The sequence below is a fragment of the Marinobacter sp. genome (genome assembly GCF_048266785.1).
Taxonomy (GTDB): domain Bacteria; phylum Pseudomonadota; class Gammaproteobacteria; order Pseudomonadales; family Oleiphilaceae; genus Marinobacter.
This window is the reverse complement of sequence record NZ_JBLWYX010000002.1, coordinates 174,617-197,002: the sequence shown is the minus strand read 5'-3', so window position 1 is coordinate 197,002 and position 22,386 is coordinate 174,617. Positions and strand designations below refer to the sequence as shown.

18 protein-coding genes and 1 pseudogene are annotated in these 22,386 nt (G+C 56.7%); 13 read left to right on the top strand and 6 right to left on the bottom strand.

What is annotated here, in order from left to right:
- Positions 1–30 precede the first annotated feature (30 nt).
- Positions 31–171: pseudogene (locus ACN0V1_RS04405) on the top strand (transposase); the annotation flags it as partial.
- 26 nt (positions 172–197) lie between these two features.
- Here ACN0V1_RS04405 and ACN0V1_RS04400 read toward each other — a convergent pair.
- A complete protein-coding gene (locus ACN0V1_RS04400; protein WP_417543827.1) occupies positions 198–1,226 on the bottom strand; it encodes a LacI family DNA-binding transcriptional regulator in 1,029 nt (342 codons plus the stop codon).
- A 131-nt stretch (positions 1,227–1,357) separates the two neighbouring features.
- On the opposite strand from ACN0V1_RS04400, the gene ltnD reads away from it, so the two are divergent.
- From ltnD to ACN0V1_RS04355, 9 genes are all read left to right on the top strand, one after another.
- Positions 1,358–2,293: an L-threonate dehydrogenase gene (ltnD, locus tag ACN0V1_RS04395; protein ID WP_417543826.1), complete on the top strand. Its 936-nt coding sequence runs from the start codon at positions 1,358–1,360 to the stop codon at positions 2,291–2,293.
- The gene (otnK, locus tag ACN0V1_RS04390; protein WP_417543825.1) at positions 2,293–3,573 is read left to right on the top strand and encodes a 3-oxo-tetronate kinase; all 1,281 of its coding nucleotides are present in this window, start codon (positions 2,293–2,295) and stop codon (positions 3,571–3,573) included. Before ltnD ends, otnK begins: the two co-directional genes overlap by 1 nt.
- On the top strand, positions 3,570–4,211 hold the full coding sequence (gene otnC / locus ACN0V1_RS04385) for a 3-oxo-tetronate 4-phosphate decarboxylase (protein WP_417543824.1): 642 nt from the start codon (positions 3,570–3,572) through the stop codon (positions 4,209–4,211). Before otnK ends, otnC begins: the two co-directional genes overlap by 4 nt.
- A gap of 31 nt (positions 4,212–4,242) precedes the next feature.
- Positions 4,243–5,037, top strand: coding sequence for a 2-oxo-tetronate isomerase (otnI, locus tag ACN0V1_RS04380; RefSeq protein ID WP_417543823.1), 795 nt, complete (start codon positions 4,243–4,245; stop codon positions 5,035–5,037).
- A gap of 58 nt (positions 5,038–5,095) precedes the next feature.
- Complete coding sequence (denD, locus tag ACN0V1_RS04375; protein WP_417543822.1) at positions 5,096–6,067, top strand: D-erythronate dehydrogenase; 972 nt, start codon at positions 5,096–5,098, stop codon at positions 6,065–6,067.
- A gap of 52 nt (positions 6,068–6,119) precedes the next feature.
- Positions 6,120–7,118, top strand: a complete 999-nt coding sequence (locus ACN0V1_RS04370; RefSeq protein ID WP_291951267.1) for a TRAP transporter substrate-binding protein — start codon at positions 6,120–6,122, stop codon at positions 7,116–7,118.
- 63 nt (positions 7,119–7,181) lie between these two features.
- Positions 7,182–7,769, top strand: a complete 588-nt coding sequence (locus tag ACN0V1_RS04365) for a TRAP transporter small permease (protein WP_291951265.1) — start codon at positions 7,182–7,184, stop codon at positions 7,767–7,769.
- Positions 7,766–9,040, top strand: a complete 1,275-nt coding sequence (locus ACN0V1_RS04360) for a TRAP transporter large permease (RefSeq protein ID WP_291951262.1) — start codon at positions 7,766–7,768, stop codon at positions 9,038–9,040. Before ACN0V1_RS04365 ends, ACN0V1_RS04360 begins: the two co-directional genes overlap by 4 nt.
- A gap of 422 nt (positions 9,041–9,462) precedes the next feature.
- Entirely contained in the window at positions 9,463–10,161 is a 699-nt protein-coding gene (locus ACN0V1_RS04355; protein ID WP_417543821.1) for a lytic transglycosylase domain-containing protein, read from the top strand.
- 70 nt (positions 10,162–10,231) lie between these two features.
- Here ACN0V1_RS04355 and putA read toward each other — a convergent pair whose 3' ends face one another.
- Positions 10,232–13,861 carry a bifunctional proline dehydrogenase/L-glutamate gamma-semialdehyde dehydrogenase PutA gene (gene putA, locus ACN0V1_RS04350; RefSeq protein ID WP_417543820.1) on the bottom strand — a complete coding sequence of 1,210 codons (3,630 nt, stop codon included), beginning with the start codon at positions 13,859–13,861 and terminating at the stop codon, positions 10,232–10,234.
- 344 nt (positions 13,862–14,205) lie between these two features.
- On the opposite strand from putA, the gene ACN0V1_RS04345 reads away from it, so the two are divergent.
- Positions 14,206–14,658: a winged helix-turn-helix transcriptional regulator gene (locus ACN0V1_RS04345; RefSeq protein WP_291951253.1), complete on the top strand. Its 453-nt coding sequence runs from the start codon at positions 14,206–14,208 to the stop codon at positions 14,656–14,658.
- A 22-nt stretch (positions 14,659–14,680) separates the two neighbouring features.
- Here the strand turns inward: ACN0V1_RS04345 and ACN0V1_RS04340 are convergent, their stop codons facing one another.
- On the bottom strand, positions 14,681–15,454 hold the full coding sequence (locus ACN0V1_RS04340; protein ID WP_417543819.1) for a hypothetical protein: 774 nt from the start codon (positions 15,452–15,454) through the stop codon (positions 14,681–14,683).
- Between the two features lie 6 nt (positions 15,455–15,460).
- Entirely contained in the window at positions 15,461–17,422 is a 1,962-nt protein-coding gene (locus ACN0V1_RS04335; RefSeq protein ID WP_417543818.1) for a sigma-54-dependent Fis family transcriptional regulator, read from the bottom strand.
- Positions 17,423–17,799: 377 nt separating this feature from the next.
- Between ACN0V1_RS04335 and ACN0V1_RS04330 the strand changes: the two genes are divergently transcribed.
- Together ACN0V1_RS04330 and ACN0V1_RS04325 are read left to right on the top strand one after the other, a co-directional pair.
- Entirely contained in the window at positions 17,800–19,602 is a 1,803-nt protein-coding gene (locus ACN0V1_RS04330) for a flavin-containing monooxygenase (RefSeq protein WP_417543817.1), read from the top strand.
- Between the two features lie 134 nt (positions 19,603–19,736).
- Positions 19,737–20,363: a LysE family translocator gene (locus tag ACN0V1_RS04325; protein WP_417544045.1), complete on the top strand. Its 627-nt coding sequence runs from the start codon at positions 19,737–19,739 to the stop codon at positions 20,361–20,363.
- Here ACN0V1_RS04325 and ACN0V1_RS04320 read toward each other — a convergent pair.
- Positions 20,311–21,171 carry an AraC family transcriptional regulator gene (locus tag ACN0V1_RS04320; RefSeq protein WP_417543816.1) on the bottom strand — a complete coding sequence of 287 codons (861 nt, stop codon included), beginning with the start codon at positions 21,169–21,171 and terminating at the stop codon, positions 20,311–20,313. The genes ACN0V1_RS04325 and ACN0V1_RS04320 overlap by 53 nt on opposite strands.
- A complete protein-coding gene (locus ACN0V1_RS04315) occupies positions 21,168–22,346 on the bottom strand; it encodes a YbfB/YjiJ family MFS transporter (protein WP_417543815.1) in 1,179 nt (392 codons plus the stop codon). The genes ACN0V1_RS04320 and ACN0V1_RS04315 overlap by 4 nt, the downstream gene beginning before the upstream one ends.
- Positions 22,347–22,386: the final 40 nt, after the last annotated feature.

The window sequence follows — 22,386 nt, the reverse complement described above, 5'->3', positions numbered from 1 at the left end:
CCCTTCCTCAATCGTCTGACTGACCAGCCAGCGCCGATTCGATCCAGGGTGGAGCATCCGTTTCACGTTATCAAGAACCTGTTCCGGCATCGCAATGTGCATTATCGCAGGCTGTTAAAGAACAGAGCGATAAAATGCCGCTTGCTTGGAACCGGCTCTACACTTGCTTAGACACTAAGCTTTCGATCAGCGTTTCTCTAGGCGCTTTCACCAATGGCCAGTACAAAACTGACGTCCGTCTGATTGCTGCTCAGTGCACGGCCTTCGATGCGGGCAATCACCTGCTCAGCCGCAAGACGACCAATCCGGTGGCGGGGCGACGTTATCGTGGTCAGGCGCGGCGTAACGTGCTGTCCGATCGGCAATCCATTAAATCCGGCAATGGCAATGGTCTCCGGGACGCGGATGCCTTGGCGCTGTGCGTGCAAGAGTGCACCGGCGGCCAGATCGTCATTGGCAAAATGGATAGCACTGGCGTCGGGGTAATCGGCAAGCACCCGGTCGAGTGCCCGGGCCCCGGTTTCAAACTGGCCAAGCTCGTCCATATCGAGCAAAGGCGCCGTCAGACCCGACTCCTCAAGCACTTCCCGGTGGCCATCGTAGCGTAACCCTGCACGGTAATCCCTGGCCACCTGGGCCGCCACGTAGACGATGTTGCGATGACCTTTTTCCAACAGGTAGCGGGCCATACAGCGACCCGCTTCCGGGTGATCAAGCCCGATATTCAGATCAATAGCATCACCCAGCTCCATTATTTCGGCAACGGGGCTGTCGCACTCTGAAAGGATGCGCTGACAGGCATCGTTATGTCGCAAACCCGTAACGACAAGGGCGGACGGCGACCAGCCAAGGAACGTCCGGACCAACTGGCACTCCCGATCGAGATCGTAGTCCGTATTGGCCAGTAAAATCTGGTAACCCTGACGCTCGAATTCGCTTTGCAGGCCGTTGATCACCTCGATAAACACAATGTTTGAAAGCGACGGCACGATGACGGCGATAAAGCGTGAACTGGCAGAGGCCAGACTGCCCGCAAGCATGTTGCGCACATAGCCGACCTTATCAATAGCCGCTTCCACGCGGGCGCGTGTTGCCGGGCGTACCACATCGGGCGAATTAAGCACCCGTGACACCGTGATTGCTGAAACCCGGGCCTCCATGGCAACGTCTGCAATGGTCGGCTGCATGACGCCTCTGCGCTGTCGTTTGGTTTTACTGCTGGACATATGTACTTAATTTCCTCAAGGGCCTTGCCTCAAACTGAAGAATATTCTATTAATGATGGTAGCGCTAACATTTTGCTGTAGCAGGTTCTATTTTAACTGTGGAACCTGCTTTCACCGTGAGGAATAAACGAGTGTCTAATCACGTTAATCCCGTTGTCGGCGTCGTCGGGCTAGGTGCCATGGGTCTGGGTTCCGCAACAGCAATACTCGAAGCCGGGCTGACCGTTATAGGCTGCGATGTTTCGGCCCACGCTTGCGATGCGTTCATATCCCGCGGCGGACGCTGCGTTGCAACGCCAGCAGAGTTGGCCGATGAATGCGACATTGTGGTGCTGTTGGTGGTCAACGCTGACCAGGTTGAATCGGTGCTTTTCGGCGCTGCAGGCCTGGCGTCCAGGCTGGCGCCGGGTAGTCTGGTCATGCAATGTGCGACGGTCGCGCCCAGTTATGCCAAGGCCCTTGGCACGCGCCTGACTGAGGCAGGATTGCTCATGCTCGATGCACCTGTCAGCGGGGGTGCTGCCAAGGCCGCCACCGGGCAGCTGTCAATAATGTCCTCCGGCAACCCGTCAGCCTACACCAAGGGTCAAGCGGTATTGGACGCCATGGCCGCCACCGTTTACCGGCTGGGCGATGCGCCGGGGGCTGGCTCCAGCGTGAAACTGGTCAATCAACACCTGGCGGGCATTCATATCGCTGCGGCCGCCGAGGCCATGGCCCTGGGTATACGCATGGGGCTTAATCCGGAAACGCTGTATGAGGTGATAACCCATTCGGCGGGCAATTCCTGGATGTTTGAAAACCGTGTTCCGCATATCCTTAAAGGCGATTATACCCCGCTGTCCGCTGTCGATATCTTTGTCAAAGACCTGAACATCGTGCACCAGACCGGTCGTGAGCTGACCCTCGCCATGCCGGTTGCGGCCAGTGCCTTGCAGCAGTTTACCGCAGCGAGCGGGGCCGGACTGGGCCGCGAAGACGACTCCGCCGTTATCAAAGTGTATCAGCGACTTTCAGGTATTGAGTTGCCGGCCGCTAATGACCCAGCCGATCAGGAGGTCGGATAATGTCGATTGTACTCGGCGCCATCGCTGATGATTTCACCGGCGCCACGGATCTGGCCAACAATCTGGTCCGCGCCGGGATGCGCACCCTGCAGGTTATCGGAGTACCGCAGGATGCGCTGGATCTTAGCAATATAGATGCGATTGTGGTGGCACTCAAGTCACGTTCGTGTCCTGCTCAGGACGCGATCGGCGATTCCCTGGCGGCACTGGACTGGCTCCAGGATCAGGGTGCCCGGCAGATATTCTTCAAGTACTGCTCCACCTTTGATTCTACCGATGACGGCAATATTGGCCCCGTCGCGGACGCCTTACTGGACCAACTCGGTGCCCGGCAGACCGTGATGGTACCGGCGTTTCCCGTTAATGGCCGGACGGTTTATCAGGGCCATTTGTTCGTCGGTGACCGACTGCTCAACGACAGCGGTATGGAACACCACCCACTCAACCCGATGACCGATGCTGATCTGGTACGCACGCTCTCCCGCCAGACACCCCACACCGTTGGCCTGTTGGCCCGGTCCACCCTGGCGGCGGGCCCCGAGCAGGCACGGGCACATCTCGACAGGCTTGAAAAACAGAATGTACGCCATGTAATTTGTGACACTCTGGATGAGGCAGATCTTACCGTATTGGCAGCGACACTGGCTCAATCCGCCCTGGTAACCGGCGGTTCCGGACTGGGTGGGGCGTTGCCTGCCGAGTACCGCCGGCTCGGCTGGCTCGAAAATGTGGACAACGCCGGACAACTGGCGCCCGCCAGCGGCGCCTCCCTGATACTCTCCGGAAGTTGCTCCCGGGCGACACTGCGTCAGGTTGAACACTTCCTTTCCCGTTTTGAGGGCTTCGCCCTCAATCCCGTAGCGCTTGCCGACAGCGATGACCAGATCAATGAGGCGCTGGCGTTTGCCCGTGATCGTTTAAGTCGCAAAGATCCAGTGCTGATTTACGCCTCGGCCACGCCAGACAAGGTCAAACAAGCTCAGGAACAGCTTGGCGCAGCCGCCGCAGGTGAGCTGGTTGAGCGCGCGCTGGCCAGGCTGGCGAGGGAACTGGTAGCCGAGGGCGTGGGCAAATTGCTGGTAGCAGGCGGTGAAACCTCGGGCGCCGTGGTATCCGCACTCGGCATCGGCAAATTGCGCATCGGCGAGCAGATCGACCCCGGTGTGCCCTGGACCCAGACTCACCTGCCCCAACGGGAGACACCCCTGTCGCTGGCGCTCAAATCCGGCAACTTTGGTGGCGTCGATTTTTTCTCGCGAGCCTTTGAGGTGCTGTTATGAGCAGAATCAACACGTTACGCGATGAGATCGCCCTTCACGGCAAGTCGCTGTTTGATCGTGGTCTGACCATGGGGTCCAGCGGCAATATCAGCGTGCGACTGGATGATGGTGGTTGGTTGATGACCCCCACCAATGCCTGCCTGGGGCGGCTCGACCCGGCGCGTATCTCGCACCTTGATCGTGACGGCAAGCTGCTGGATGGCGACAAGCCAACCAAGGAAAGCTTTTTGCACCAGGCCATGTACGGAGAACGCCCGCAATCCGGCGCCATTGTGCATTTGCATTCCACGCACTCGGTGGCGGTTTCATGCCTCCCCGAGATTGATCCGCACAACTGCATTCCGCCGCTGACCGCCTATTATGTGATGCGGGTGGGCAAGCTGCCGCTGGTGCCCTACCACATACCCGGAGACCCCACTTTGGGCAACGCGGTGAAAGGACTGGCGGGCGAACACAGTGCCGTGCTGCTCGCTAACCACGGCCCAATCGTGGCTGGAAAATCGCTGGAAGCCGCGGTCTATGCGACCGAGGAACTTGAGGAAACCGCCAGACTGTTCATGCTGCTACGCGGTCAGAACCCACGCTGCCTAAATGAAGAACAAGTGGCTGAACTGGAGGCGCGTTTTCCGCGCGACTGATACCGATGATGGATGTAACAAGGAACAAGCGATGATTCGACTGGCCGCCAACCTGAGCATGCTGTTCACCGAGCATGATTTTATCGACCGGTTTCCAGCCGCGGCAAAGGCTGGTTTTCGCGGCGTTGAGTATCTCTTTCCTTACGCCTACGACCCGGATGAGTTGCGCGACGCTCTCAACGCCAACGACTTGACGCAGGTCTTGTTCAACCTGCCACCGGGCGATTGGGAGGCCGGCGACCGGGGGCTGACCAGCCTACCCGGACGTGAGCAGGAATTCCGCGATTCGGTCAGCCGGGCCATCCGCTATGCCGAGGCGCTGGATTGCTCGCAGCTACACGCCATGGCTGGCTTGCTACCCGCCGAAGCGGGTGTCGATGTTCGCAGCGCCCACCTGAACACCTATGTGAACAATCTGCGTTATGCGGGCGCTGAACTGGCCAAGGTGGGGAAGACACTGCTCATCGAGCCCATCAATGGCCGCGACATGCCGGGGTTCTTCCTCCAGCGCCAGGCCCAGGCAAGAGACATTCTGGCGCAGGTTGGCGCCGACAATCTCCGGGTACAGTTTGATGCCTATCACTGCCAGATCGTCGAAGGTGACCTGATCCGCAACCTGGAAACCCAGTTCCCGAACATTGGTCATGTACAGATCGCCGGTGTCCCCGAGCGGCAGGAACCCGACGTCGGTGAGCTGAACTACCCGGCCATCCTGGCCCGACTCGACGCCCTGGGTTATCAAGGCTGGGTCGGGTGCGAATACCGCCCGGCTGGCGGCACTCAGGCGGGGCTGGGCTGGGGCACGGACTATGGATTGACGCTCTGAGCAATCCGGTGCTGATTGCAACAAGACAACGAACACATATAACAATAAGGATTTTGCCATGCACATTCTTATCACCGGTGCCGCCGGCTTCCTGGGCCAACGCCTGATCCAGGCTCTTGCGGCGCGCGGTACGCTCAACGGCCAGACACTTGCGCACCTCACTCTGATTGATCAGATAAAGCCGGAAACACCACCCGGCTTGTCGTTCAAAGTCACTGCCTATGCCGCCGACATTACCGCACCCGAGGCGCTGGATGCGGCTCTGGATGAACATCCTGATGTCATATTTCATCTTGCCGCTGTCGTCAGTTCCGCGGCCGAAGCCGATCTCGACCTCGGTATGGCCGTAAACTTTGATGCTACCCGCGCACTTCTGGAGGGTTGCCGTTCAAGGGGCCTCTCTGACACCCGCCTGATTCTGGCCAGTTCGGTAGCCGCATTCGGAGGTGAATTACCCCCGGTGCTTGACGATATCACGGCCGTCACGCCGCAAAGTTCCTACGGCACGCAAAAAGCCATGAGTGAGCTTTTAATCAACGATTACAGCCGACGTGGCCTGGTTGACGGTCGCGTGCTGCGACTGCCTACCATCGTCATCCGCCCCGGTCGGCCCAATGCCGCAGCCTCAAGCTTTGCCTCAAGCATTCTGCGCGAGCCGCTCAACGGCGAAGAGGCCGTTTGCCCGGTGCCCGTGAACCTTGAGCTGTTCGTGATGTCACCCGGAAAAGTCATCGAAGCCCTGTTACACGGAGCCGAAGTTTCGGGACACGCCTTTGGCCCCTGGCGCTGCCTGATGCTGCCAGGCATTACGGTGAGCGTTGCCGAGATGCTGGACAGCCTCCGAACGCTAGGCGGCGACGAGGCCTTGGCCCGTGTTCAGCATAAACCCGACCCAAAAATCGAGGCAATCGTGGCCAGTTGGCCATCAAGGTTTAAAACCCAGCGTGCACAACAACTGGGTTTTAAAGGCGACAGCAGTTTCCGGGAAATCGTCGAGGCCTTCCTCAACGACCGTACCAAGCCTCTCTGACTGAGCGTCAGGGGGATCCACAAGTGTGTTACAACAACTCGAGAGAACAACAATGACAACAATATTCGCACGTCGTACGCTCGCACTGACCATGGGCGGTTTCACAGCCGCTTTGGCCCTATTCGGCGCAAACGCCCAGGCTGCGCAAACCATCAACCTGGGGCATACACTGTCTGACAGCTCGCACTACTCGGTCGGCGCTGATGCCTTTAAAGAAACTCTTGAGCGTCTCAGCGATGGGGAGTTCACGTTAGTCGAGCACCCCTCCGGCGCCCTAGGCGGGGAGCGCGCCATGATCGAAGGACTGCAAATCGGCACCGTCGATGTGGTGATTACCTCAACGGGCCCATTGGGTAATTTTGTACCGGAGAGCTACGTATTGGACCTGCCGTTCCTGTTCAAGGACTACGAGCAAGCCCGTTGCGTGCTTGATGGCAACATCGGTCAGCAACTTCTCGACAAAATGGGAAAGCATAATCTGGTCGGCCTGGCCTGGTCGGAAAACGGCTTCAGGCACATGACCAACAGCAAGCACGCGATCAAGACACCAGCCGATGCCAAGGGCCTGAAAGTGCGTACCATGGAGAACAAGGTGCACATGGAAGCGTTCAAGCAGATGGGCGTGCATCCCACCCCTATGGCCTTCCCTGAAGTGTTCACCGCATTGCAGCAAGGCACGGTCGACGGCCAGGAAAACCCCATTACCGTCATCGTGGCTACCAAATTCTGGGAAGTGCAGGACCACCTGTCACTGACCGGTCACGTCTATTCACCTGCTGTCGTTCTCGGATCTCCGGTCTTGCTGGACGGCCTTAACGAAGAGCAGCGGGGCTGGTTTTTCGAAGCAGCTGCAGCGTCAGCGGCAGCAACCCGTGAGGAAGTATCACGTCTTGAGCGTGAAGGTGTGGAACTGCTTCGCGGGAAAGGCATGACCGTGGAAACAGACATCAATAAGGCGCCGTTCCAGGAAGCCGTCAAACCCGCCTACAAGATCTATACAGATCAGTACGGCAGCGAAATGCTTGACCTCATCCGCGACAGTGGTTGCTAGGTCTGTTGTCGCTCAGGCCCGATGCCAGAGGTCTCGGGCTGTCAAGATCCAAGGGTGATCGTCATGGTTAATCATTTTCTGCGTTTCGAGCAATGGACGACCAGGCTGGCCCTGGTGGCTGCGGTGGCCATGCTGATCATCTCGGTGTCGCTTGGTTTTTATCAGGTCATTACCCGGTTCTTCCTTGATGCACCATCAACCTGGTCGGAAGTTATCTCGCGTTCGGCGATGATCTGGTGCGTGTTCATGGGTGCCGCTGCGGGTTTCCGCGGGGGCTTCATGATGTCGGTGGAGGTCATCTACAGACTGCTGCCGGCACGAAAACTTGTCTGGCTGGAATTACTGATTGCACTGTGCTGCACGATTGTATTGCTGGTGCTGATTCACTATGGCACCGCCATGACCTGGCGAGTACGTAGTCAAATGCTGTCAGGTCTCGGCGTCTCTATCGCCTGGGCCTACGCTGCCATGCCGACAGGCGCTATCTTTGCCCTGATTGCGGTGCTGGCACGCCTACTCGCACAGATCACCGGTCTCGAGGCTATCGGCCCAGCCGAAAGCGAGACCGATGACCACCAGGTTTCCTCACCAATGGTCGAACGACACGCTACCCCTGCACCCTCGGCATACGACGGGAGCGTGAACCAATGAACACGGCAATCGGGCTCGCACTGATTATCCTGTTCAGTCTCGGCGTGCCCATCGCAGTGTCGATCGTGCTGGCCTCTATTATCGGAATTGAATTCTTCTCGCGCCTGCCCCTGTTGCTGGTGCCGCAACAGATGTTTGTGGGCATCGACAACTTTCCCCTGATGGCGATTCCGTTTTTTATCCTGGCGGGCAATCTGATGGCAGCGGGCGGCATTTCCCGGCGGCTTGTCGATCTTGCCAAGTCCATCGTGGGTGGTTTTCAGGGCGGTCTGGCCATGACCTGCGTGCTGACCTGCATGATGTTTGCCGCCGTCTCAGGTTCGAGCGTTGCGACCACGTTCGCCATCGGTTCTATCCTGATCCCGGCAATGGTGAAGCACGGTTACCCACGCCCGCTGGCGGCCTCGATCCAGGCGTCCTCGGCCGAACTCGGCGTACTTATTCCGCCGTCCATTCCCTTGATCCTGTATGGCGTCAGTACAGATACCTCCATCGGTAAACTGTTCATTGCCGGCATTGGCCCCGGGTTGTTGATCGGTGGCGCGTTGTTGCTGTTCCTCTATCTGTTTTGCAAGGTACGCGGATACGGCTTGCGTGATCACGAGGATCGCCAGAGCTTTCCGGTGGCACTGAAACGCGCCTGGATCGCGATGCTGATGCCGGTCGTCGTCATTGGTGGTATCTACGGCGGCGTCTTCACACCGACGGAAGCGTCAGCAGTCGCTGTCGTATATGCCGTCATTGTTGGTGGCTTTATCTACCGTGAACTCAGTCTCGCCGAACTATGGCCGATCCTGCGCCACAGTGTGATCTCCACGGCTGCGGTCATGCTGATCATCGCCGCTGCTGCTCTGTTCAGCTTCCTGATCAGTCGTTCCGGCTTACCCAGGGAGGTCGCCGGTTGGGTAACCATGGTATTCGACAACCCGATCTCGTTTCTTCTGGCCGTCAATGTCATGCTGCTGATTGTCGGCATGTTCATTGAAACATCCGCTGCGATTCTGGTGCTGGCGCCAATATTCACGCCGATTGCCGTACAGTACGGCATTGATCCGGTGCATTTCGGGCTGATCGTGGTCGTGAACCTGGCACTCGGCATGTTTACACCGCCGCTCGGGGTAAACCTGTTCGCCGCCTGCGCCGTGGCCAAACTGTCGGTCGACCAACTCCTGCCCTGGCTGATGCGCTTCGTGTTGGTGGTTCTGGCCTGCCTTATTGCCATCACCTATCTCCCGTGGATATCCTTGGGCCTGGTCGATTTACTGTACTGAACCCCGGTAGGATCCGGTTCAAAAAACAGAGACAAAGCACGCTGATTTCCGTCAAATTGGCAGGAACTATTTTTGAAAGGACACCCCCTGTGACCCGGATAAAAGTAAAATTCCCCAACAACGAAGGCAACACTCGGCCAGCCTATCGGTTGTAATTTGTCTTATCATCGCCGTTATTGCCGGTGATTTCTCTGGTCGCCAATGCAATACGCGGGCGGGGACCAGAGATCTAGCGTTCCAAGTGAATCTGATCAGTGTTTCGCCCCGGGCACCTACAACGCGCCCGGGCTTCTCCCTCCCGGTAACATTTCTCAGACAAGACGTAATGTCATTTCTGCCCGGTAACGCCGTATAATCTTTTTCGTGCCTGCTTTATCGTGATCTGCAGCACGACTGTTGATTGCGCTTTCCGTGAGTAGCCAATGATACGCCCCAAACTTATCGCCCTGTCTGTCCTCATCGCGCTGATTTGGCTTTCTGCTCCGGCTACAGCAGACAGCATCAAGCGCATTGTGCATCCTGATGGCCGCGTTGAATTTACCAATGTAAAAAGTAACAGCCCAGGACGTGCCTCCAGCAAAAGCGAGACTGTTTTCCGGTATCGTGACGATAATGGCATTGTCGCTTACAGCGGAACTCAGCCCTCGGTTACGGATTTCGACGTCATCAGCTTCCATTGTTACGCCTGCGACCCGAATTCTCCTGTTAACTGGCGCACAACACCTCTGTTCCTGAGCCGTTACCAGTCGGAGATCAAAACGACGGCTGATGAGTATGGTGTGGATCCTGCGCTGGTACGCGCGGTTATTCATGCCGAGTCGGCATTCAACGAGAAGGCGCTCTCACCGGTGGGAGCTCAGGGGCTAATGCAACTGATGCCGGGGACCGCCCTGGAAGTGGGCGTACAGAACGCCATGATAGCGGCGGAGAACATTCGTGGTGGGGTCACATACCTTGCCAAAATGCTGGAGCGTTTCAAAGGTGACACCAGGCTCGCTACCGCAGCCTACAACGCTGGCCCGGGTGCCGTAAGCCGTTACGGTGGCATCCCACCCTATGCCGAGACCAAAGCTTACGTTGAGCGCGTTGGCATACTGCGCGAGCGCTATGCCAGCAACTGAATGCTGATATACGAGAGATACCGACAATAACCCCCTTCCCTGGGAGTTCCCGCCGGCTGCAGCAGCTGCTTTATTCGGAGGCTGCAATCAGGCTGGCGTTACCACCGGCCGCAGTTGTATCCACACACAGGTGCCGCTCGATCACAAATCGCTGATCGAGCGTGTGCTCCGTGATCAGAGGCAGCAACGCCCCATCGCGTTTGGCCAAAGCCAAACGATACTTCCGCAGTAGCGACTGTTCAGCGCAGCTTACAACCGCTTCGAATCCGCTGGCAGTAGCCAGTGCGTCCGGCTCCAGACTGCCCTCAACGCCTGCAATCGGCAGCCCGGCTTGCGCAGCGCGACTCACGGCGTCTCCAACACCCGGTGCGATCACTACCACCTTGTTGCCCTGCGACAGTGCCATTGCGGCCTGGGCCAACGCTGTTTCCTTGTCTGGCCCAAGGCACAACACAACCCCACGGGCATGATTGGTAAGGCGGTTAAGCTCACCCGTTGGTCCCGGCAACTCTTCAGCGTGAGCGTCCAACGGCTCGGGCACCTTCCCGAAAATCGGTTCCAAAGCTTCTATTCTGGTTTTTGGAACAGGCGTCTTGAGCTTACCAAGGTTGCCAATCAGTCCTTCCAGCTTCTTGCCATCAATCGCTTTACCACCGGACACCGCCGGGCGCTCAGCGGTGGGCCCTTTCAGGAAGCGACGAACGTATTGCGGGCCGCCTGCCTTTGGCCCGGTCCCGGAAAGCCCCTCACCACCAAACGGCTGAGAACCAACAATCGCACCGATCTGGTTACGGTTAACATAGATATTGCCAACCTTGATGCGGCTGGAAATCCGGTCAACCCGGTTATCCACCCGACTGTGGATACCGAATGTCAGGCCGTAGCCCTTGGCGTTTATGGCATCGACAACCTTGTCGATGTCCTTGGCCTCAAAGGTAGCCACATGCAGTATCGGACCGAAGATCTCTTCTTCCATGTCTTCGATGCCGTTGACTCGCAGTACAGCAGGTGAAACAAACAGCCCCTTTTCCGGCACGGGGAGTTTTTTAAGCAGGCGACCTTCGCGCTCAAACTTATCGCAGTGATCCACGATCTTCTTGCGGGCGGCCTCATCAATGACCGGGCCCACATCTGTGGAAAGCGCCCAGGGATCACCAACTCCCAGCTCTTCCATGGCGCCGTACAGCATTTCCAGCAGGTTATCCGCTATGTCTTTTTGCACATACAGCATACGCAACGCAGAGCAACGCTGGCCGGCGCTCTGGAACGACGATGCCAGTACGTCCCGAACCACCTGCTCAGGCAGCGCAGTCGAGTCTACAATCATGGCGTTCAGGCCACCGGTTTCCGCCACCAACGGCGCATCCGGGGCCATGTTTTCTGACATCACTTTATTGATGCGGTGTGCTGTTGGGGTGGAGCCGGTAAAACAAACGCCGGCCACCCTGGAATCAGAGGTGAGCGCCGTGCCCACAATAGCGCCCGATCCCGGCAACAACTGAATTGCATCTTTCGGAAGGCCCGCTTCGTACATCAATTCAACAGCACGAACGGCAAGCAACGACGTTTGCTCCGCGGGTTTGGCAACGACTACGTTGCCGGCAGCCAGGTTCGCCAGAACCTGACCTGCAAAGATCGCCAACGGAAAGTTCCAGGGCGAAATACAGCAAATAACGCCGCGAGCCTCACCGCTGTCGTTATTACGCACACCTTCGTTGGCGTAAAACTGCGAGAAATCAACCGCCTCGCGAATTTCGGCAATGGCATCCAGCAGGGATTTTCCAGCTTCCCGGGTTGTCAGTGCAAACAGTTCGTGGGCATTCTCCTCCAGAAGGTCACCGACTTTGCGAACGCGGGCCGCACGATCTTCTGCGGACATGGCGGACCAGGTCGTGAAACCTTGCTGGGCAGCGGTAATGGCAGCATCGACATCGGCTTCATTAGCCTGAGTAATCTGCCCGACCAGATCATCCGGGTTAGCCGGATTTTTAACGTCCAGCACTTCGGTGCCGGTAATGTCCGCGGCAATAAGCGGGCCGCCCGTCCAGCGGTGGTTGCGAAATGCATCGCGACCTTCGTTAATGCGCGCAACGGTGACCGGATCGGTAATATCCCACCCTTTGGAGTTGCGGCGATTGGCACCAAACAGGTCCGCAGGCCGCACAATCACTTTGCTGGAAAGGTTTTCACCGAGTTCCTGGACGGCATCAATGGGATCCTTGGCAATCTCCTCAGGGGTGATGCTGGTATCCACAATCTGATTAACGAAGGAGCTGTTAGCTCCGTTCTCAAGCAAACGACGCACAAGGTAAGCCAGCAGATCACTGTGCTTGCCAACAGGTGCGTATATCCTGCAGGGCACTCCACTCTCTTTGAGAACCTGACTGTGCAACGATTCGCCCATACCGTGCAGGCGCTGGAACTCATAGCTTTTCAGGCCTGCGGTTTTTGCCAGTTCCAGAATGGCCGAAACCGAATGCGCGTTATGGGTGGCGAACTGTGAATAAATACGGTCGCTCATGCCCACCAGCTTTTTGGCGCATGAGAGATAGGCAACATCGCTGCACGCCTTACGCGTGAATACAGGGAAATCAGACAGACCCATCACCTGGGCGCGTTTGATCTCGGCATCCCAGTAGGCGCCTTTCACCAGGCGAACCATTATGCGGCGGTCGAGCTTTTCAGAAAGCGCATACAGCCAGTCAAGCGTGTATGAAGCACGCTTGGCAAAGGCCTGAACGACCACGCCAAAACCGTCCCAGCCAGCAAGTGCCGGGTCGGACAAAATGCCTTCGATGACATCCAGAGAAATGTCGAGGCGGTCCTGCTCCTCAGCATCGATATTGAACCCCATATTGGCAGCTGCCGCTTTCTTAGCCAGCATCAGGGCCCGGGGCAGTAACTCAGCCATCACCCGGTCCTTATGGCCGTACTCGTAACGGGCCAGCAGTGCGGACAACTTGACGGAAATACCGGGGTTTTTACGCACATCACCTTTGCAGTTTTTGGCGATGCTATCGATAGCGTTGGAATAGGACTCGAAATAACGGCGGGCATCCGCATCAGTACGCGCGGCTTCGCCAAGCATGTCGTAGGAGTAAGTGTACCCCTTGGCCATGTAAGACTTGGCTTCGCTCTGCGCCTCTTCAATGTCACGACCCAGAACGAACTGACGGCCCATTTCCTTCATGGCCTGGCCTGCAACAGTGCGAACCACCGGCTCACCCAAACGCTTGACCAACTTACGCAAAGTCTCACCGACTGTTTGACGCTCGGAATCCTTCAGCAGGTTGCTGGTCATCAACAGCGCGACAGTGGTGGAATTAATAAATGATGAGGTCGCTTTGCCTACGTGAGCACTCCAGTTGCCGGAGGTAATCTTGTCTTCAATCAGCGCATTGATCGTTGTGTTATCCGGCACGCGCAACAGCGCCTCAGCCAGACACATAAGCGCTACGCCCTCTTTGGTAGTGAGACCGTATTCCGCTAGAAATTTCTCCATAATCGTGGATTTTGCGCTTTCACGGACGCTGCGCACCAGGCCGGCCGCGCGGGCGGAGATCGCTTCGCGCTCTTCCCGGGACAACTGAGCGTCAGCAATCATCTCGTGAATCACTTTGTACTCATCCTGGAGATAATGATCGCGGATTGCCTGCCGGCTATTGGCAAGTTCGGGAGTCACTGAATGCTGCGATGACATAGCTGTACCCTCTCAATTGTTTGTCTTTTCCGCATTCTACCTACAACAACAAAGACTGTTTCACCGTAAAAGCCACAAACACATACCATTTCGGCTTTATTAGGCGCCGGGAATTTATTAATTCTCTTTTATGAAATACCATCTCAGGCAAAACGACTTCAGGCGTGCAAGTCCAAACAAACCCGGCCTGAAGCCTTTTTTATAATATCTGGCGTTTTCAGCCTACAGCATAGCGTCCCAGTTGAAGACTTGCCCAAAAGAGACGGTTTTACTGCTTTGGGGTGTCTACGACAGGAACGACAGGGAAGATCAGATGGCTACGCCTACACAGAGGACACGGCACTATGAGCGAGCTTGATCGAATCGATCATTCCATTATTCGTGAGCTACAAAAGAATGCGCGAATTACGATCACCGACCTTGCCTCCCGCGTTGGCCTGTCCAAAACTCCGTGCCAGGTGCGTATGCGGCGGCTTGAGGAACAAGGCTTTATCACCGGCTACACTGTGCTGGTTAATCAAACCAAGCTGGGGCAAAACCACATCGCCTTCGCCCAGATAACTTTGAGCGACACCAGCAGCGATGCACTGAAGGCTTTCAACAAGGCCGTTAAACAGATTGCGGCTATTGAACAGTGCCACATGATTGCGGCCAATTTTGACTATCTGATAAAAGTGCGAACCCGCAACATGGCCGAGTATCGGCAGGTGCTGGGCGAGCAAATTTCTGCCCTGCCCCATGTACTGCAAACGAGTACGTTTGTGGTGATGGAAAACGTAAAAGATGCAGGGCTCTGAAGCACCTGACGGTGGAAACAGGCTACTTGTTGACCTTGGCCAGCCCCAGAGACGACACATGCAAGCCGAGTTCGTTTCGGTACAGCGCATTGCCGATACCAAGCACAATGTTCTCGACCGAAAAGTTTGACGACACAGCGGTTGCACCGCCGGTAGAACGGGACTCCAGAACAAGCACCAGACGCAGCAAATCAAGAAGCCGGATGACCAGGTCCAGAATGCCGAAATCTTTTGGTGCATCATCAATGCGGGATGCAACGTAAGCCTTCGCCGCCTCTACCACACAGGTTTCATGGTCGGTCAGGTGCTCGGTGCCCAGACATTTGATTGATTCGACACGCTGCTCCCGCTCACGCCTGATTGCCTCCATACAAACCTGGCCGGAGTTTTCCGGCGAATCACCAGCACGCAGAATACCCGCGAGCCGAAAGTCCACTTTGCCTTCGCGGCGTATCTGGTCATATTCGTTTTTGAGGCTCTCCTTTGCGTGAGGCAGATACCGGCGAATCGCCGTCTCGCGGGCTCGCTCCAGATCTTCGATTGTCGCCAGACCCACCAGCGAACTCATCACACGCACACAGTGGAGCAGGTGCTGCCAGCTAGCTGGCTCAATTGAATGCGGATTAGCCGGCAGTACCCGATTGGCAGACACGAACTCGAAATAGAGGGCCGTCACTTCCTGCTCCGAAAAATCGGACGTGCGAATAATCCGCCGCAGCCCCAGCTTCTCAATATCCCGCAAAAGACTGGGGATCAGCATCAGCACATAATGTTGCGCGCCTTCCGATATCAACATGTCTGACTACTGCTCCCTATTAAGCTTTCCCAAAAATCTGGCGTGCTGAATCCCCTGATGCTGCATCCAACGATAGATGGTTGGCCGGGACACCTCATAGAAACGGGCCACCTCAGAGACATTCCATTGATACTTCATCAAAGCCCCCAGCAACGGGCTGGGATCACAGCGTTCTTCATCAGCCTCTACCACCGATAGCACCTGTTCACACAGGCACTCCTCAGGCAGATCATTAACCGTAATTTCGCCGTTGTTGCAGGTGGCCTCGGCAAACGCCAACGCGTTGTCCAGCTGTCGGATATTTCCTGGCCAGCTATAGGCAAGCAAGGCACTCATAGCATCCGCCCGGATACGAACATCCGGGAGTTCGCCCTGATCAATCAGGTTTGCAAGCACGCGGTTAATTACGTGCTGTCGATCCGCTCTCTGGCTCAGAGATGGCAAGCGCAGGGTAGCGCCATTAAGCCGATAATACAGATCTGCACGGAAACTGCCTCGCTCGATTAACTGACCCAGATCCTGATGGGTAGCGGCAATCACGCGACAGTTCACTTTCACGGGGCTATCGGCCCCGACAGGCAGGATTTCCCCCTCTGCCAGTACTCGCAACAAACGGGTCTGGAGCTGAAGGGGCATATCCCCGATTTCATCCAGAAATAACGTACCGCCATCCGCCTGCTGAATCAGCCCACGCATGCCCCGAGTGCGGGCACCGGTGAAAGCGCCGCTAACATAGCCGAAAAGCTCACTCTCAATCAGTGATTCGGGAATAGCCGCGCAGTTTACCGCTACAAAAGCCCGCCGGGATCGGTGACTCGACGCATGTACAGCCCTGGCCAGAATCTCCTTACCCGTGCCGGTTTCACCCAGAACAAGCAATCCTACATCCCTGTTACGAAGACGCTTCGCCAGACCGAGCGTACGCCGCATGACGGGGTCATCCGCTGCCAATGCATCCAGTTGGGGCACACGCTCTTCGGCTGCGTGGGCCTCCGAAGATGGGGATGCAGGGGTCTTGACCCTGGGCTGAATCAGCGCGGCAAAAAAAGTACGACCACTGGCACAATGCCTGAACGCTTTCACCTGGTCATCGTGATCGTAGGGAATACTCCAGATATCCCGGAGTTCACACTCAAACAAACCGGTCAGGTCAGGCCGGGTCTCCGTGTCACTGCCTGAGCCTGGGTCCAACATGAGTGAGCGCCCCGCTGTATTGGCGGCCTCCACACGGCCATCCCCGTCAATGGCAAACAGGTATTTACCATTAACCTGAACGAACTCACGAGAACCGTCACACCGGACAATCACCTGCTTACGATAGCGGCGGAGAAAATAGGCATCCTCGATCATTCGGGCATAGAGTTGGGTGAGGTGCAACGCGAAAGTCTGACTGTTGTGCGCGTTGGGCGAATCCAGAGCAGAAATGTCCAGAACCGCCAGGAGATTGCCCATCGGATCAAGAATCGGCGCTGACGTGCAGGTCAGATTGATGTGGGTCGAGTCAAAATGGTCAACCCGATGACACGTCAGAGCCTGCTGCTCCTGAATACAGGTACCTACTGCACAGGTGCCGGCATATTGTTCACTCCAGTCCGCACCCAGATACAAACCGGCCTTGCGCAAACGCTGGTCGTAACGACGGTCCCCAAGATACTGCACAGTAATCCCACGATGATCCGTCAACAGTAGGACATACCCGAGATTGGCGATGTTCGAGTAGAGTTGTTCAACACCTGCCCTGGCGACGTCCAGAAACTCATCCACCGAGTCCTGATGCTCCCGCAGGGTTTGCTGGGTAACAATCCGGGCACTGCGAGGCTGGCTCGGATCCAGTCCGTACTCGTTGATACATCGTTTCCAGGAACGACCAATCAGCTCGCTTTCCGGAGACAAGTTCGCGGAGGCGTCGTTGTCTGCGTAGCTTAAAATAGCGTCAATATGGCGCCGCTGCGCCAGTTGCGTAGTCATACCAAGCTCCTGCAACACTCTGATGTTGTTATTGTCATGCACGAGAGATACTGCTGCACCGCCCTATCAGCTTATACCCAATGATCCGAAACCGACATCCTCCCTTAGGACCCGTTTTGGCGTTACACCTGTCACGCCTCCACAGCCAAGAACATTACAGGTGTAACGCAAACTCTGGCCGTCAGAAAGCTCTACCTGACACCGGCGGTTAACTAAAGAGTCCATTATCAGATTTCAAATCAGCCGCTTAAGAATACTTACAAAGCCAAGAACAGAGCTGGCACGGCGCCTGCTCTTGTCTAACCGGAGGATTCATTCCTGCACAAGGCGCCACCGGCACCCTGCCAACAATAACAATGCAAACCTGGAGAATCGTAATGACCGAAGCACAAATTACTCCTACCCAACGAGTCCAGCAATGGCTCGACGGGTTCAACGAAACCCTGCAATCCGATAACCCCGGCCAGGCGGCTGAGCTGTTTGAGCAAGATGGCTTCTGGCGCGACCTTGTTGCCATGACCTGGAATATCAAGACAATGGAAGGCCACGAAAACATCCGCGACATGCTGGAGCACACCACAGGGCAGGCTCGCCCCGATAACTGGAAGGTAGCAGAAGAAGCCACCGAACAAGACGGTGTTACCGAAGCCTGGATTACCTTCGAAACCAAAGACGCGCTGGGCAAAGGCCATGTCCGCCTGCGTGACGGTGCTGCATGGACGCTCCTGACCACCATGCAGGAGCTGAAAGAGTTCCCGGAAAAGCGCAACTTCCTGAGGCCCAAGGGCGCGCGGCACGGTGCGACCAAGTCACGCAAGACCTGGCTTGAGGCACAGCTGGAGGAAGAGCAGGAGCTGGGCTACAGCCGCCAGCCTTATTGCGTAATCATCGGGGGCGGACAAGGCGGAATCGGTCTGGCGGCGCGGCTCCGGCAACTGGATGTACCCACAATTGTCATCGAGCGCAATCCGAAAGCCGGCGACTCCTGGCGCAACCGCTACAAGTCGCTGTGTCTGCACGACCCGGTCTGGTACGACCACATGCCTTACCTGCCCTTCCCGGACCACTGGCCCGTATTCGCCCCGAAGGACAAAATTGGTGACTGGCTGGAGATGTACACCAAAATCATGGAACTCAATTACTGGAGTTCAACGGAATGCACCGGCGCCCGCTACGATGAGACCAGCAAGGAATGGGTCGTTGATGTCATCCGGGAAGGCGAGAAAGTCACACTTCGTCCCAAACAGCTTGTTCTGGCCACCGGCATGTCCGGCATCCCGAATATTCCTGACATCCCCGGCATGGATGCGTTTGAAGGTGAACAGCACCACTCCAGCAAGCATCCCGGTGGTGCTGCCTACAAGGACAAAAAATGTGTCATCCTCGGCGGCAACAACTCCGCTCACGACATCTGCGCAGCACTCTGGGAGAACGGCGCCGACGTTACCATGGTCCAGCGCTCGTCCACGCACATCATCAAATCCGATACCCTGATGGATCTGGTACTCGGCCCACTCTACTCCGAGGAAGCGGTACAAAACGGCACAACGACCGAGAAGGCGGATCTCACCTTCGCCTCTGTTCCATTCAGGATTATGCCCGATATGCATATCCCGGTTTACAAGCAGGTCGCCGAACAGGACGCCGATTTCTATAAACGGCTGAAACAAGCTGGGTTCATGCTGGACTTCGGTGATGACGGCTCCGGTCTGTTCATGAAATACCTGCGCCGTGGTTCGGGCTACTACATTGATGTGGGAGCCTCCGAACTGGTCGCCCAAGGGGAAATCAAGCTCAAAAGCGGGGTCAGCATTGAGCGCATCAACCCGCGCTCTGTGACGCTGACCAATGGTACGGAACTGCCTGCGGACCTTATTGTCTACGCCACCGGCTTTGGCTCCATGAATGGCTGGGCGGCAAGGATTATCTCCCAGGAGGTCGCGGACAAAGTCGGAAAATGCTGGGGCATGGGCTCAGACACCACCAAAGACCCTGGCCCATGGGAAGGCGAGCTACGCAACATGTGGAAACCAACGCAGCAGGACGCGCTCTGGTTCCATGGCGGCAATCTGCACCAGTCACGTCACTATTCGCTCTACCTGGCGCTTCAGCTAAAAGCCCGAAAAGAAGGCCTCGAAACGCCCGTATACGGAATGGAAGGCGTTCATCACCTTTCCTGAATCTCGGAAGAGGTTGGCCTTGGCCAGCCTCTTTTCTATAACTCCCCGCAGGCACAATTTTGTACAATACTCGGAATTACGACCACGCCAGACTCCTCACTCACTGTCCCGAGATGAGGAACCTGTTGATGTCTCTGCTATTGATTTTGCCCATGTCAGCCTTTGCGCTTGCAGCTTCTATTTCACCCGGGCCGGTGAATCTTGTCTGCCTCAGCAGCGGCACCCGATACCCTCTGCGCCAGGGTTTGTGGTTTGTGTCAGGGGCGACACTGGGATTTGTAGCGCTGTTTCTTGCTATCGGGCTGGGATTGCATTCTGCTCTGACCTGGATTCCGGGATTTGATCGGTTGCTCACCTGGGCGGGCATCGCGTTTCTGCTTTATCTCAGCTACCGACTGGCGATAGATGACGGAAAAATTTCAGGCAGGGCCCTGGGAAACGCTCCCGGATTCTGGACGGGCGCTATCATGCAGTGGTTGAACCCGAAAGCCTGGTTTGCGTCCGCGTCTGGTATCGGTGCCTATACCTCCGGTGGTGACCTCACACAACTGGCCATATTTTCCAGCCTGTATTTGCCTATTTGCTGGCTGTCACTCTCGACCTGGGTCTTTGCAGGGCGTTTTCTGCGCCAGTATGTTCAGCGGCCACGGGTGCTTCGAACGGTAAACCGTGTGCTCGCAGCCTTACTGCTGGCCAGTTGCCTGTATCTCATACTCGGTCAGGAAGCCGTTTTAGCGGTCGGCCATACTGGCCAGGGGTAGCGGCAACCAGCCGCTTGAAGACCTTTTGAAAATGTGGCTGATCAAAAAACCCGGCGGCCAGAGCCGCATCTGCGATGGGAGCACCCCGCCGAATCGCCCGCTGCCCGAGCTGAACACGTCGATTGATCTGATAGGCATGAGGTGTCATGCCAAAGTGCTTACGGAACACCCGCACCAAATGGGACTCAGAGAATCCTGCCCGTTCTGCCATCCACTTGATGGACAACTCATCCGTGCAGTGACAATCCAGATATCGGGCCAGCTCCTGCAAAGGAACAGGCGCGGGAGGAAACGGCTGTTCAGCCTGCTCTGCCGCACCGGATATTGATACCATTACCTCCGACAAAAACGCTTCTACGCAATCCCGTTTTTGCTCTGAAGACACCTGATCATCCTGCAGCCGGTAAGACAGGGCCTGGAAGCCAGAGTACAAAACAGCAGACGAACTGACGTCGTAATGGATATCCTGCCAGAGCGGCGTAGCCAGCAGGCCCAGACGAAACCTCAAGCCGGCAAGCCAACCCGCATCCACATACAACATCAGATAGGCCCAGGGCTGGTTATCCACCGGATTGCACGCATGAACCCATTCCGGGTTCATGAACACCAGCGAACCTTCACCAACGTGGTAATGCCGCCCCACGTACTCAAAGGTGCTCTGTCCGCCGGTAATGGCTCCCATCGACCATTGAGTGTGGCTATGGGGCTCGTAACAGACTGCACGGCCATCGCTGACCTGCCGCAACTCAATGTACGGTAACTCGCTGTCTCGCCAGAAAACCGGCTGTGCCAACGTCGGATTGCTCATCGGGCCGGCTCCATTTCTCCGCCCTTGGCCTGGCGCGCCAGATGAACCATGACCACACCGAGCGCCATCACCAGCAGGGTAAGCCAAAGACCGTTGGTATAATTGCCTTCTACGTCAGCCAGATAACCGACAACAGCGGGCGCCAGCATCTGGGCGATGCCATAGCTGAAGGTAAGTCGGCTCATAGGCCGGGAGGGGTTTTCCGGGAACACGCGCCCCACCATGGCCAGCATCATGCTGACGATGCCGATGAAACTGGCCCCGTAAATAACGGCGCTGAGCATAACGCTGGCCATGCTCGTGTTGAGGATCAGCATCAGAATACTGACAGAATTGAGCATGTAGGCAAGATAGAGTGCCGTCCACTGCCCCCAACGGCGAGAGAACACATCCCACAGCCAGCAAGCAGGTGTGGCCGCCAGCCCCGCAATCAGCCAGATCAGCCAGCCACGGCCACTGAGTTCCGGCATGGATTCGGCAATTGCCACCAGGAAGGTCGCGGTTACCACATACCCGACACCTGCACAAAAGTAGGCCAGCTGCAGGATCACGATAAACCGGCTTCGTTCATCAGTACCTGCCGGACCCCCGGTTCGCGGCAAGGCACAGGCACGATAGTCTGGCATCCAGCGCCACACCGGAACAATCAGCGCCAGCCCGACCAGCCCGTATATTACCCACTGCTGATCCCAGCTAAAGGACTCCTTGATTAACTCCGCCAGCACTGCAGTAAGAACAATCCCGAGCCCGATACCCGAAAAGAACACGCCAAGCTCGGATTTCTCATTGTTTTTTATCAGCCAGCTCATCAGCAGGCCGGCGCCCAGCAACATGCCTGCTGACGTGCTCAGCCCGGAAACGAAGCGCAGCAAAAACCACAGCCAAACGTCGGTGGTATACCCCATCAGAACCGTAGAGACAACTGCGACAATCAGACCAAGCTGGTACAGCTTTACCTTGAGGTCCAGATCGCTGATCCGGGTGATCAGAAGCGCACCGGTGAGGTAGCCGGCGTAGTTCACCGTCGCCAGCAAGCCAACTACCGACTGGCTCAGCCCGAGTGCGTCCATCATCTCGGGAATCATCGGCGTGTATGAGAACCGGGCTATCCCCACCATCACCACTACCGCGATCACGCTGGCAGCCAGCACCTTTATTGTTTCTATTGTTTTCACAGGGCTTTCCTTCCTCAAGGCAACTTCAGAACACCAGCAG

Bases quoted from the DNA above. Each gene is read 5' to 3' on its own strand.
- ACN0V1_RS04370 (WP_291951267.1), top strand. From the start codon at position 6,120: ATGACAACAATATTCGCACGTCGTACGCTCGCACTGACCATGGGCGGT.
- otnI (WP_417543823.1), top strand. From the start codon at position 4,243: ATGATTCGACTGGCCGCCAACCTGAGCATGCTGTTCACCGAGCATGAT.
- ACN0V1_RS04340 (WP_417543819.1), bottom strand. From the start codon at position 15,454: ATGTTGATATCGGAAGGCGCGCAACATTATGTGCTGATGCTGATCCCC.
- ACN0V1_RS04365 (WP_291951265.1), top strand. From the start codon at position 7,182: ATGGTTAATCATTTTCTGCGTTTCGAGCAATGGACGACCAGGCTGGCC.
- otnK (WP_417543825.1), top strand. From the start codon at position 2,293: ATGTCGATTGTACTCGGCGCCATCGCTGATGATTTCACCGGCGCCACG.
- putA (WP_417543820.1), bottom strand. From the start codon at position 13,861: ATGTCATCGCAGCATTCAGTGACTCCCGAACTTGCCAATAGCCGGCAG.
- ACN0V1_RS04335 (WP_417543818.1), bottom strand. From the start codon at position 17,422: ATGACTACGCAACTGGCGCAGCGGCGCCATATTGACGCTATTTTAAGC.
- ACN0V1_RS04345 (WP_291951253.1), top strand. From the start codon at position 14,206: ATGAGCGAGCTTGATCGAATCGATCATTCCATTATTCGTGAGCTACAA.
- ACN0V1_RS04320 (WP_417543816.1), bottom strand. From the start codon at position 21,171: ATGAGCAATCCGACGTTGGCACAGCCGGTTTTCTGGCGAGACAGCGAG.
- ACN0V1_RS04355 (WP_417543821.1), top strand. From the start codon at position 9,463: ATGATACGCCCCAAACTTATCGCCCTGTCTGTCCTCATCGCGCTGATT.
- ACN0V1_RS04330 (WP_417543817.1), top strand. From the start codon at position 17,800: ATGACCGAAGCACAAATTACTCCTACCCAACGAGTCCAGCAATGGCTC.
- ACN0V1_RS04400 (WP_417543827.1), bottom strand. From the start codon at position 1,226: ATGTCCAGCAGTAAAACCAAACGACAGCGCAGAGGCGTCATGCAGCCG.
- ACN0V1_RS04360 (WP_291951262.1), top strand. From the start codon at position 7,766: ATGAACACGGCAATCGGGCTCGCACTGATTATCCTGTTCAGTCTCGGC.
- denD (WP_417543822.1), top strand. From the start codon at position 5,096: ATGCACATTCTTATCACCGGTGCCGCCGGCTTCCTGGGCCAACGCCTG.
- otnC (WP_417543824.1), top strand. From the start codon at position 3,570: ATGAGCAGAATCAACACGTTACGCGATGAGATCGCCCTTCACGGCAAG.